This is a genomic window from Arthrobacter sp. Y3221048 (assembly GCF_059092685.1).
In genome coordinates this window covers 782,754-795,173 of sequence record NZ_JBNHHX010000001.1, presented here as the reverse complement: position 1 = coordinate 795,173, position 12,420 = coordinate 782,754, and the positions used below count along the sequence as shown (strand labels likewise).

Below are 12,420 nucleotides of genomic sequence, written 5' to 3'. Positions count from 1 at the left end.
GGACTACCGCAACCGCGGCGGTGAGGGTTATTGCTCCTACGGCAAGGAGCGGACGAGCCAACCAATCCTGGTAGACGAAACCGTCTTCGACGGGAACGACATGTCCGACTGCGGCACTCACAACCCCAGCAGGATAGAGCGAGAGCACGGCCGACAGGCCGAAAGCAGCTAAGACGCGGGCCATGACCGGACCGTGTGACCGCGAGAGATACCGTCCCGTCCAAACCGTGGCACCGGTCCACAGCAGCAGCGCCACTACGTTTCCTACATTTGATCCGGTTTGAATCGCCGCGTACGAGTCGGCAACATCCAGGCCGGTATTGGTCGGGGCTACCAAGAAGTTCGAGATGAACCCGATCCCCCAAGCCAGGCCCGCCGCGGCCCACACCTCGGCAGCAATCCTGGTGGCGGCGCGTGGGGGTGGGATTGGTGGCTGCTTCCTTTCCAAGTCATACGTATTCAACGAATCCTCCAAGTACATCGCGATCCCGTTGTTGCCACAATCTGTCCCCGGGTCGATCCTTCAGCGCGGCGCCTCCCAGTCCCATCAAAGACCCAGGCCGCTATTGCTGAGAAGCGGAGGTGTGAGACGCATTGGTGAGACGGTGCAACCCCAGCGTAGCTGCGAGTGTGTGAAACAGCCCGTGGCCCGGCACCTAGTCCTGATAACCGGTTGATTCCCGAGACTCTTTCATCCGGCTGGCATCCGCCATCGGCCATCGGCCATCTGGAGGACATCCCTTTGCGCGGCCGGCCTCCACCCCAAAGTCCGCTGGCCGAAAAATCTTGGATTCGTCGGGAGAGGGCCGGAGGGGTGCCGCAATCGACGGCGTGGCCGTGTATTTGGCGGTCGTCGTGCACCGGCGTAACTGCGCAGCCATGTAGTGCCGCCGCGATCGGCAAGGACGCTGCCGACCAAGAAGCGACCGCCTCGTTCCAGGCAGCGCTTCCGCGTGCCGGCGCTCCCGCCCCCTCGAACACCTGTTCCCGCAGAGAGCGGCCTTCGATGTCTCTCGTGTTAAGACTCTCCAGTTCGTGCGGAACCTCTGCCAGACTCAGAGCGTCGGAGTTGCACCGGCGATGGCGAGTGGGACGGACACCAAATGGAGGCCGACATGCGCAGGCTGGCCCTGACGACATTGACGATTTTCGCCCTTGCCTCTCCCATAACTGGTTGCGGCACGGTGGGCGCGTCACCAGACCGGGATGAAGATGGCCCCATAGCCACCCTACAAAGCACACCCATCACGCAGCCGTGGCAAACGCCTGACGGCGGCGTAATTGTGACTTGCGGTCACGGCCCAGCTTTTCCGGCAGCGATGGTTGCCGGCAGCGGCATCGAGGTGTACCCCGATGAAGCCGCGGCGATTGTCGCTGCGCTGGCCGACCTGAAGGTGATGGGCGGTATCGACGCCCCGGAGTCATTGCAGCAGGCTGACGCTGAAGAGGTGAAGTGGACGGTGCTGTGGTCGGACGATTTGAGCGGCGAGAAAACCCTGGGCCTCCTGCTTGCCCCAAGCGATTCGACGGGCTTCTCCCTGGACACCGATTGGTACATCATCCTGGGACGTCAGGACGGCCAGTGGCGGGCCACAAGCTGGAGCGAGTGCGGTGCCCGACCCGCCCTGCCCGAGGGGAGCACTTGGGCTCAGGTCGCCCTGCCTGTCGACACCAGGACCCCAGACGGCGCGACCGTGAATCTGCTGGTTTCGGAGATCGAATGCACCGGTGCAAGAGCCCCAGGCCCCTTCTTGGCGGCCGAACCCGTCATCGTCGAGACCGACGAGGAGATCACCGTCTACTGGACCTCCCAGCAGGTCCCGGGTGACGCCACCTGTCCCGACAACCCCTGGGTCGAGCGCACCCTGCATCTGGATCAAAACCTGGGGGATCGCACGTTGCTGGACGGGTCGACGTGGCCGCCAACTCCCGTCGTCATCGGGGACGCGCGCGGTTAGGAACACGACCCTTCCCGCGCCGACCAGGTTTAGGCCCGCTTCGGTTCCTCTAAGGAACGCCCTTCCAAGTGTGGAATCAACCTGGCAGGACAAGGAAGGGGCGGCATGCCCGTCTTGACACTGCTCGCTTGACAGGCTGTGCCGTCAAATAGCTCCGGAAGATGCCGCCAATCATCTCCGAAGGTCACAGCAAGGGACCGTAATTAGAGGCCCCTTGGCAAGCCCACAGACTAGCCTCCCTTTTCCCATCAACCGGTCCTTTGTTGAGATGCTGGCAGATCAACGCTTCGTGGTGGCATTCTGAGATCGCTTGGTGTCGCATTCTCGGGCTTTGAGCCTTCTTGCATGGCTTGGGTTAGGAGACATTGCGGGGAGCTAAGCGGCGTCCTGCTGCATTATGTCCCAGACTTCCTGGCGTGCCGCAAGGAAATCAAATTTCCCACCAGACATCAGTGACGTGACTTGCTCGAGAGGCCACTCGGCCAGCGTGCCGTAGCGAGCCGAGAAGATGCCAAGCCGGTCAATGTTGTACTGGTTTGAGTAATCCAGCAGCGCGTAGCCAAGAAGCTGGTAGACGTTTTCGGGTTTCAGCACATCTGGGCGGAGTCCTGCCTTGTTCTTGGGAGCGAGGGTGGTCTTGATGTCGACCAGCAATCCACCCGCGATGAGGTCAGCTTCCGCGGCAATGCGTTGAGTAGGGCCGAGTTTCGAAAGATCGAAAGTGGGTCCAAGGCTAAACGGACCTGTGAGGTTCGGAATGAGACGTTCTTCGGAGAGCTCCTTCAATGCGACCAGCTCAGCGATAGCGGCGTCATCGGCTTGTTCAAGCATCGTGTCCACGGTGAAGTCGTCGCTACGCACCAGGTCCGGTACGAGAGGAGCCCATGCAGGACCTGCCCGGTATGCATTGACACAGAGAGCGAGAGCCCAGGCGGCCCGAGCGGTTAGCTCGCGATCGTCTGACCGACCAACGATGCTCGCCAGTTCGTTGACAACACGGCGGTAAGTTGCGTGGAACGGATAGAGGATGAGTGCCGACATCGGTGTCTCGTCAGGCTCAAGGATTAGACGGACGATCAAGTCGACAGCCGTTCCGACAGTGCCTGCGTTCGCCCCCTTGGAATCGACGACGAGGTCGCCTGCCAGCGCCTTATGTTCGGCCTGAAGCGGCTTCACATTGGGAAAATTGACCCGGACATATTGACCGATAGAGGTCTTCGGGTCTTTGACGTCCTTACTGAGGAGCCCTGTGGTGTTGTACATCTTCCGACCATAACTAGGAGGAACGACACTTAACTGTTCTCCTGAGCCACATGTCCCTAACCCTTGGGTTGAGAGACATGTAAATTAAACACACCCGTGGAAGCCGTTTGCCGGCTTTGTTCGTCCGGAGCGGCGAGACAGTTCTAAATCAGCCCTTCCTGAACGGCTTGCATACTCATCTGCCTCACCCGAATGTCTCCAGCTTTCGCCTAATGGTGGCCAAGTCCTCCGACCGGGCATAGGTGAGGCGCCCAGAAGGGGTGCACTCCAGATCCGACTTCCGGATGACGACAAGACTCAGGTTGTGCCGGGGGATGAGCTCGAGACGCCTTTGGTCGTCGTACAAGGCACGCTGGGCGCTTCTCGGGATTCCGCTGACCGTGAGCTGATCTGGCTTATCGAAGAAGGGGACCGGTTGCTCGTGCTGGGTCTCCCAGAATTCAACAACCAATCCAAGGTCAGGCCAGTAGGCGTCTACGGGCAACTTGCGGCAGCGCCCATCTTTGCCTGGATCGCCAAGAAGCCAGTCGAACTTGGCTTCGCGGACACTGTTTGACCCTATGACCTGATCGCATAGATCAAGGGCGTATGCCTCGTCACGACGTCTCCTCGTCATGGAGTGGTGCTCCTGGACCGATTCAGCCGCGCCCTGTGGCCAGACCGAAGATCGCCTTCTCAACCTGGATCGGGCTCCGGTGGTATTCCTTCGCCCACTCCGTCAGGAGCTCCATGTAATCGGAATAGGAGTCCGTTGAATGCACGTCCAACGAAACTTCTGTCTGTTGACGGACCCAGCCGGCGACTTTGGAATCGATGATGGGAGCAGCTGCCGGATCATCGGGCCCTTGCAAAGCGGAGGTGAAGTAAAGCCACTTGGTGAAGTAGGCCGACCTAAGGTGCTTCACGCTGCCATGGTTGTTCATTATTCGGAACGCCTCTAAGGGCCCGGACCTGCGGGCCGTCGTCGCTCCTGCCTGCAGACGCTCGGCAACCGAGGAAAGTACAGGCGCGTGCAAGGCACGTCCGTCACCCACCCCGGTCAGAATCCAACGAGTGCGGACAGGTCCAAAGCCTGTCGTCCCATATCCCCAGATCATTGCTGATACGAACGCAGGCAGTATCCTTCCCGCCTCCAACTCCGAGAGCACGACCTCGCGAGTGGAATGCCGGTCAACCCGTTCCGGAAGCATATCCAGGATCGTTAGGACGTCGGGCAAATCGTGCATCTGCTCCCGCCAGGGCTGACGACGCCATGGAAAGGAACCCTGTGGGGACGGCTCTGCAGCTAGAACCCCGGCAAGCACAGACGGCATCTCTGGATGAACATTCATGTCCCCATCCTGCCCTATAGCCTGCGTAGCCGTCCCGTCGAGACAGGAGTCTCGCGGCGAAGCAGTGGAGGCATCCACGGAACCCCTCACAACAAAGGTGATGGCCGCTGACTGCCGCGACCATCGGTCATCATCGAGGCTTCACCTCGGACGCATTAAATATGAGGAACTTCTTTCGCTTCACCTGTCTTTTATGCCTCGATCCAGGGCGGACGACCGTTATGGTTATTGGAATAACCAGCATCTCGAGATGGGCAACTGATACGGGAATCCCTACATCCTAGGCGAGTAACTTGGAGATAATCATTGCTGCTGACAGCTATCTGGCGCGAGTGGTATCACTTCCGTCATCAGCAAGCTTGCTTTGAATTCGGAATGAAGTTCAAGGACTATAGCCTCCGTGATTCTGTCTCGCGGAGTCAGGACGGTTGCTACGTCGCGTCAGTTAGGATCGTGGAGACCTCGCGATGACCGAGCCTGATCTTCTTCGCCCGAGTCGTGATGGCGATCAATTTCACTACACGTGGGCAGCACGCCAATCCCTGCGGCTCCTCGACAAAGGCTCCGGGCTTCACTCGCTTTTTGTCGAGGCCGTTGATCTTAGTGAACAACCGACGTTGCCTGTCTCAGACACCGCCACCGCCGACAGCCCGACTTCCGAGGACGATACCGGTACGGGCGATGAGGTCATCGACCTCGCGGAATACTGGGGCTCCAGCGACATCGCCCACACAGACCGCGTCGTGTATCGCCAGTTCAAACACTCCACGCGGTACGGGGACAAGCCTTGGACGCTTTCGTTTCTCACTAAGACGCTGATCGGTTTCGCGCGCAAGTACCGGACGTTGAAGGCCAGCCACCCTACAGTTCTGGATCGTGTTCAGTTCGAGTTCGTCAGCAACCGACCCCCTGCTGCATCCGCCATAGAGGCACTCGACGACCTCCGAACCGGCGTCCCCTCGCCGGCAACCAGAACGATTCGCGAACGGCTCGTGGAGATCATTCCCGCGGACGACATCGCCGTCTTATGCCAGCGGCTGGTGGTCGACGACCGCGCACCATCTTTACTCAAGCTCCGCCACCTCCTTGACCTCGAGGTTGCCGACTTACTGCCCGGAGCGCCGGGCGAACAAGCGCTCCTACTGCGGGAGATGATCTCCAGTCGGGCGACCTCGATCGCAGGGGACAACCCTGCAGTCCGCCGCACAGATGTGTTGGCCTCCTTGAAGACTTCCGAGGACCAGTTACTGCCCGCGCCCAACCTGATCGAGCCCCCGACGCGCCCCATTGACAGGCGTCAGTTCGCCGAGATCGCTTCAAAAATCCAGGAGTTCCCCAAGGCGCCGACACTTGTGCACGGCCCCGGCGGGGTGGGCAAGAGTGTCCTCGCCGGCGCTCTGGGACGCGACCTGCCGAACGGTTCTATTACGATTGTGTTCGACTGCTTCGGCAACGGCTCTTACCGACGTCCCAGCGCACCGCGCCACCGACCCAAACAAGGCTTTGTTCAGCTTGTGAACGAGCTCGCCGGACATGCGTTGTGCGATCCCCTCATTCCGTCCGCCACCGCGGACGACGCAGACTACGCCCTCGCATTCATACGCAAACTCACGAAGGCAGCCGAAACAGTCGCCACCACAGACCCGGCCGCCCTACTCACGATCGTCATCGACGCCGCCGACAACGCCGCCATGATCGCCGACGAAATGGGCGAACGCTCCTTCGTCCGCGGCCTTCTCCGCGAGCCGCTCCCTGATAATGTCCGGCTCGTCCTGACTTGCCGCACTGAACGCGTCGACCTATTGGGACTTCCGGCCAACTACCAGGACATCCCGCTTCATGGTTTCGACCTCAACGAGACTTCCTCCCATCTGCAAACGACTTGCCCAGATGCCTCAGCCGCCGACGCATCCGAGTTTCACACCCGGACCAGCCACAACCCGCGGGTACAGGCAGCAGTCTTAGACGCCACTCAAGATCTCCACGAAGCCCTGACGTGGTTGGCGCCAAACCCGAACTCGCCCGGGCAGGCCCTCGACTCCCTCATCGAGCGGCAAGTCGCCGAGATCCGCGACCGACAACACGGATCGGCTCCCGACATTGACGCAATCTGCGTGGGCCTCGCTGCCCTGCGGCCGATGATCCCCGTTCGTGTCCTGGCCGAACTGGCCAACATTCATCCATCCGTCGTGCTGAGTTTCATCTCAGATCTGGGCCGCCCTCTCCTGGTCGACGGCGATACGGTGCAGTTCCGCGACGAACCTACCGAAACCTGGTTCCGGGATCGCTACCGTCCAACGGGAAAAAACCTCGACGCGTTCATCGAACGCCTTTCGCCGATCGCTGATCAGGATGCCTACGTGGCAGCCTCACTGCCCGCGCTGCTCTTCGAGGCTAACCGGTTCGACGACCTCGTTCAGCTCGCACTCTCCGACGACCGGCTTCCTGACAACACGCTCCCTGGCCCGCAGCGGAATGAGATCCAACGTCGTGAGATCGCGCAACAGCGCACCCATTTCGCCTTGACAGCCGCGCTGCGAGCCGACCGCGACTTCGAAGCTGCCCAACTCGCTCTGCGCTTGGGAGCGTTAACTGCGGGACGCACCCGCCGCCTCGACTTGATCCGTGAAAACACCGACTTGGCCGCACGGTTCCTTGACCCGACGGTGCTTGAGCAACTCATCGCCACCCGAAGCCTGACGGCTGGCTGGCCCAATTCCAATCTGCCGATAGAAGGCGCCCTTCTGGCCGGTGCCGCCGGCCAGACCGACCAGGCCCGAAACCGTCTGCGAAGCGCAAGATCCTGGATGCATGCCTGGATACGACAAGCACAACGCAGCGACACTAAATCAGGGGTGGGAGACTTGGACGTCCTCCAGGTCAGCTGGGGACTGCTCAATACCGATGGTCCGGCTGCGTGCATTCAGTTCCTCCAAAGTTGGCGACCGCGCGCCCTCGCCTTTGACGTAGGAGTGGACATCGCCCGTCGTCTGCTCGACGCAGGACGCCTCGCCGATTTCGCCGACCTGGCCCGCGCTGCCCGGGGCCGGCATCTCAAGCTCGCGCTTGCCCATGCCTGCGCCGAGCGGGACGTGGAAATGGACGCTGATATCGTGGCGCACCTACTCCGGCCCATCCTGAAAAGGAAGAGCACGGCCCAGCTAAGCCGTCACGCCGACTATCGACGTTCTGCGTCGGGCGACCCGCTTCACAACGGCCTAACAGCCGCCATCTGGCTAACCAGCCGAGCCGTTGTCCACAAGATCCTCGCCCCCACCGACGCCGCGCAAATCTTGCGCGCATACCTCCCTGAAAACCTCGGACATCTGACCGGGTCGTGGTACGACCAGGACGTCTGGTATCTGATTCTAGGGCTGGCGCTATGTGCTCGTCTCGAAGGCCGCGCGATCGACCCCGTCGATATCCAAGGTCCGTCAATTCGGGAAGCCCGCGAACGCGAGAAATTCGAATCATCCCAAGATCTGCGCACCTACCGGGCAAACGTCGAGCCCCTCGTCTCCTGGGCCGTCGCATGGCTTGATCTTGTGCTCGATCCAACCGCTGAAAGCAGTGCCGCCTTCGGTCGGCGCATATCGGCGTTCTTGCAGGAAGCACCTCCCGAGTGGCGGCGGGAACGGATTGACCAGACCAAAGTCAACACCGTCGTGCTGCTCATCGGACGTGCCCTTGCTCGATTCCCTGAGATCATCGATCAAGCCGCGCTGCGCACCTTCCAGGCCGGGAACAACGACGTAATCACGCGACGGACCCTGATAAACCTCATCCGACAGACCGCCACCCACCCCGCGAACCATGGGTTGTCCTCCGAGCTGGCCAGACGCTGCCATGAGTACGCTGCCAATGCACGGGAGGACGCAGGTGAACTCGCCTCCGACTTCGTTCGACTCGCGCGCGCGACGTACCGAATATCCCCCGATGAAGCCGTCGTCCATTTTCAAGCAGCCATCGATATCACGGACGCCGTCGGTGACGACGCTTGGGCCCGCTGGGAGACGTTCTTGACCATCGCAGGCCATGCCGGGCACGGCGCGCTCGACCAACCTGGTCGGGCCTACCGGCTGTGCCAGATTGCCGAGTGCCTCGAGCCTTATCTCGGCGATTATTTGTCCCACACTGACGTCCTTGCCGTCGCTGCCCGCCTCTCACTGCCTGAGGCTCTCGCGACCGGATCGCGGTGGCGCGACCGGCGTATCTCGCCGATCCGGAGCCTCGCCAACGCCATCACGCTCGACCCTGCGCTGCTGCTGAACGATGACCCTGCGGCCGCTCTTGCAGTGCTCCCTCTAGGCGACCGTTTTCCGGACCACGACGCCCTGGCCTCGGCGCTAGCCGCAGGGTCGCATGACGCAACATCAGCGATTGTCGCCTACCTCCGCTTTCGACGGGCCCAGCAACTAACCGCAAGCGCTCTTGACGAACTCCTCAACCGATCCGGTGTGCCGCGGACCGCCATCGAACAGATCGACCCGTCTTTGCTCTGGACTTCCACCGCGGCCGAAAACTATTTCGCGTCCAACGACAACCCCAGCCAGAGTCCAGAGAGCTCCTTCACGGACATTGACCTGCTGACGGCCGGTGGTTGGGCCGACGCGCTAAAACGTTACGGCCGGGGACATGCCCGAAAGGACGTATTCGACTACGTTGCCGGCAATGCTGGTGCCACTCCCGGCCTCCTGCGCGCGTTCAAGGCATGTCCGACAACGAGCCATTGGGACCTCTCTCGCCTGTTGGAGTCGTTGCAGGGCCGGTCGCTTTCGATGGCGACGCAGGCGGCGCTGGATGAGGTTTTGGCGACGCAGCTCGCTCGCTTCGCACCAGACATTCTGCTTGTTTCCTGGCACACTCTCGACTATGAGAACGCGCGAGCCCTAACTGGCCGCGATACCGATTATGAGCACATCGCAAGTCGTGCGCTGGCCGAGCAGCAATCCTTTACCGCCGATCAGGCCTATGCGCTGGCCACGCATCTCGGGCGTCGCCTCACCATCGACAAGGCCCTCCAACTCTTCGATGCCGCATCCTCGTACTTCAACGATACCGCGCCTCTTGACGCCCACGACGGACATCATCCCCTCGGGACGACCGGGAGCTGGAATTCCGAAGCGGCTATCGCCGCCGTCATCTGGACCGCCCTCGGAGATCCCGCCGGGAAGACACCTTCTGACAAGGACGGTCACTGGAAGGCCGCATGCCGTGAACACACCGTTGGCGCGCGATAGCCTGCTCCGTCTCCACGCTGCTGGCCTGGTCACGCTCGATTCCGCTGAGAAGAAGCTAATCGAGCAAGCAGGTAGACCCCTCGGCACCAAACGCCATAACTGGCACGCCAACCTGGAAGAAGTTTCGTCCGAGAACGAGATCACCGCGCATACCGACACGGATGCCTTTTCATCGCCGGAGTCCGCCCACGGCAAGACCGAACCAGGGGGTTCCGAACGCTGCGCGTCCGGTCTCCCCCCCGGGAATGTTTACCGGCGTCAGAGCCAATACCGTGCTGGGACCGACCACGGACGACGATCCCGAAGACGAGCGTTTCAGGTTCTTTTTCGACTTTCGTGAGTACTGGTGCAACCCACTTGGCGATGCCTTCGGCATCAGCGAACGCTCAGTCGAGCGGCTTGTCGCGGAAGTGTTGGTCGACCGCTGGGCGGTTCCATCGCGTGGTCGTGCAGAGGACGACAACCGTCACGCACTCAACCTGTATCCTCAAGGCACCTACCCTCATGAAGGCGAGTGGCCGGAAGAAGAAGACCTCGACTTCTACCTGGCTGTTCAGGGCCTCTGCGAGGTCGCTGGCGTCCTCCTTCAGCATCGACCCGTCGTTCAGCGATACGACGAGGACGAAGAGACCGGAGAATCCGAATACACCCGATTCCTCCGATGGCACATGCCGAGCCGCGATGATGGACGCTGGCTGTCCGACCGACGTCATCCTGCACCGGAATATGCCCGACTCGACTCACAGGACCCTTCGGGGCTGGGGACTGTAGCCCGCGAACCGCACTGGATATACCGGATCACCTCCCCCAGATTCAGCCAGGAATTGTTCCCATCACCGGAGCAGGTGGTCGTGTGGGGATCTCGAACCGTTGAGCACTACTCCCAAAGCGAGACAGTCAGTATTCATTCGGCTCTCGTAACCCCCAACACCGCCCCCGCCCTGCTGAAGGCACTGCAGACATCCCCAGACAAGCATGCCTACCGAATCCCTGATGCCGCGGACGAAGAATTCAGTTCCACCATCCCTGGATTCGAGCTCACAGGATGGATCGAACCCCACGGACATGCCTACGGACGTGACCGACAGGATCCGTATGCCAAATCGGTCGACTACCCGCCCATCCGGCCCACTGATTCAATGCCGCCACTCAAAACGCTGGTCGCCGACGCTGACTTCCGCCTCTGGCGCGAGGGCGAGAGCGTCGTGATCGAGCAGAGAACATGGGACGACTTCGCCAATGAGAGGCAGACCACTGGATCTTCCGGCGATGCCTTAGTTGCCAATCGCTCCTGGCTCGCTGACGTACTGGACAAGCTCGATCAATGGCTGATTGTGGAAGTCGAAATCAAAAGACGCTCGGAGGATTCTGCGTTCCGCGGCTCGAGGTATACCGATGACGAGGACCAGTTACGCTTCCTGCCGCCATACACGAAGTACTTCCTGATCGACACCACAGGAGAAGTCCATGAGTTCTAACGCTGACCGATCTCTACAACTTGGACGAGACCTCGCGGACGCCTTGGATCGCAGTGATGTCGTCGGCCGCTGGATGTCGCACCACCTAGCAGAACTGATCACACGCTGCGAGCAAAATCCCGACGACCAGGAACTTGCCGCGACCACGCGAGACGTCGTGCTGAAACTGTGGGAACACAAATCTGGCGCACCCTTCCAGACCAAGCCGCTTACGTATTTGCAGCCCGTCCTGCGCGCGATCGCACGACTAGACCCCAACCCGGACCCTTGGGCCTTCTACCGGCCATTAAATGAGGAAGTGCCAAGTGCCGAAGCCCTCTCAACCTATCCACTCCTACAGATGGCGTGCGATATCGATCGAGAGGTCGGGCACCTGATCCGTCTAAGCGTAGGGGCCGCGGCCGAGCAGGCAATCTCATCCGAAGAGCCATGGGTGATAGTAGGCACGGAAACGGCCAAAACCGAGGAGGACTGCAGTGTGCGCGCTCTTGAACAGGTCATCCGACGCATGAGGCTGAAGCCAGGCCCCGATCCTCTCGATGCACCAAACGAGCAGAACGAAATAGGCGATGAAACCGATCTGACGAGCCACGCCGGACCTGCAGCCGATGAGCAGTTGACGGGCAAACAAATAGCCTCAGGCGGCCAAGGGATCGATACAGATGAGGCGGTCGATTTCACAGACCCGCTCACTTTGGCGCTTCATAGTGCAATCGTCCGATGCCGTCGTCTCCTCGATCAGCTCGCAGATCTGTACGAAGTCGCGGCGACCGATGGCGAAGACACTCAGACCGAATCAGTAGCTCGCGAAGAGTAGGTGCGAACGAGGCTGATCTAACAGCCACTCTCATGTGTGGGCATTAAGAAGGGGCAGCCTGCAGGAGCCTTACTACCACCTCAGTGCAGCCGCCCGGACGTCTAAGGAGCGGCGAACGCACGATGACTGCAAGGATTGAGCAGACACCTCCAGCTACGGCTACGCGAACGCCTTGCAGAAATTGGAGAAATAAGGAACGCCGATAACAGCGCATATGTTCGTTCGTGACCGCACGGCGGCATTCTCCGCGTGCATGAACGAGCCGACTCTTGCGCGGCGGAACGGGACCGCAGCCACAAGTGTGACGGGATTCGGTGGTAAGAGACTGCACAG

At 60.8% G+C, this 12,420-nt stretch carries 7 protein-coding genes; 5 read left to right on the top strand and 2 right to left on the bottom strand.

Features of this window, described 5'->3' with window-relative positions:
• Positions 1–1,103: 1,103 nt before the first annotated feature.
• The gene (locus AC5RVS_RS03710; RefSeq protein ID WP_494107158.1) at positions 1,104–1,958 is read left to right on the top strand and encodes a hypothetical protein; all 855 of its coding nucleotides are present in this window, start codon (positions 1,104–1,106) and stop codon (positions 1,956–1,958) included.
• Between the two features lie 375 nt (positions 1,959–2,333).
• Here AC5RVS_RS03710 and AC5RVS_RS03705 read toward each other — a convergent pair whose 3' ends face one another.
• Positions 2,334–3,221: a hypothetical protein gene (locus AC5RVS_RS03705; protein WP_494107157.1), complete on the bottom strand. Its 888-nt coding sequence runs from the start codon at positions 3,219–3,221 to the stop codon at positions 2,334–2,336.
• A gap of 304 nt (positions 3,222–3,525) precedes the next feature.
• Between AC5RVS_RS03705 and AC5RVS_RS03700 the strand changes: the two genes are divergently transcribed.
• Entirely contained in the window at positions 3,526–3,777 is a 252-nt protein-coding gene (locus AC5RVS_RS03700; RefSeq protein ID WP_494107156.1) for a hypothetical protein, read from the top strand.
• 82 nt (positions 3,778–3,859) lie between these two features.
• Here AC5RVS_RS03700 and AC5RVS_RS03695 read toward each other — a convergent pair whose 3' ends face one another.
• A complete protein-coding gene (locus AC5RVS_RS03695) occupies positions 3,860–4,552 on the bottom strand; it encodes an 8-oxoguanine DNA glycosylase OGG fold protein (RefSeq protein ID WP_494107155.1) in 693 nt (230 codons plus the stop codon).
• 467 nt (positions 4,553–5,019) lie between these two features.
• On the opposite strand from AC5RVS_RS03695, the gene AC5RVS_RS03690 reads away from it, so the two are divergent.
• The 3 genes from AC5RVS_RS03690 to AC5RVS_RS03680 all read left to right on the top strand — a co-directional run bounded on the left by AC5RVS_RS03690 (position 5,020) and on the right by AC5RVS_RS03680 (position 12,087).
• Positions 5,020–9,792 (top strand): hypothetical protein, encoded by a 4,773-nt coding sequence (locus AC5RVS_RS03690; RefSeq protein WP_494107154.1) that lies wholly within the window; start codon positions 5,020–5,022, stop codon positions 9,790–9,792.
• Between the two features lie 245 nt (positions 9,793–10,037).
• Positions 10,038–11,270, top strand: coding sequence for a hypothetical protein (locus AC5RVS_RS03685; RefSeq protein WP_494107153.1), 1,233 nt, complete (start codon positions 10,038–10,040; stop codon positions 11,268–11,270).
• A complete protein-coding gene (locus tag AC5RVS_RS03680) occupies positions 11,260–12,087 on the top strand; it encodes a hypothetical protein (RefSeq protein WP_494107152.1) in 828 nt (275 codons plus the stop codon). Before AC5RVS_RS03685 ends, AC5RVS_RS03680 begins: the two co-directional genes overlap by 11 nt.
• The last annotated feature ends 333 nt before the right edge of the window (positions 12,088–12,420 follow it).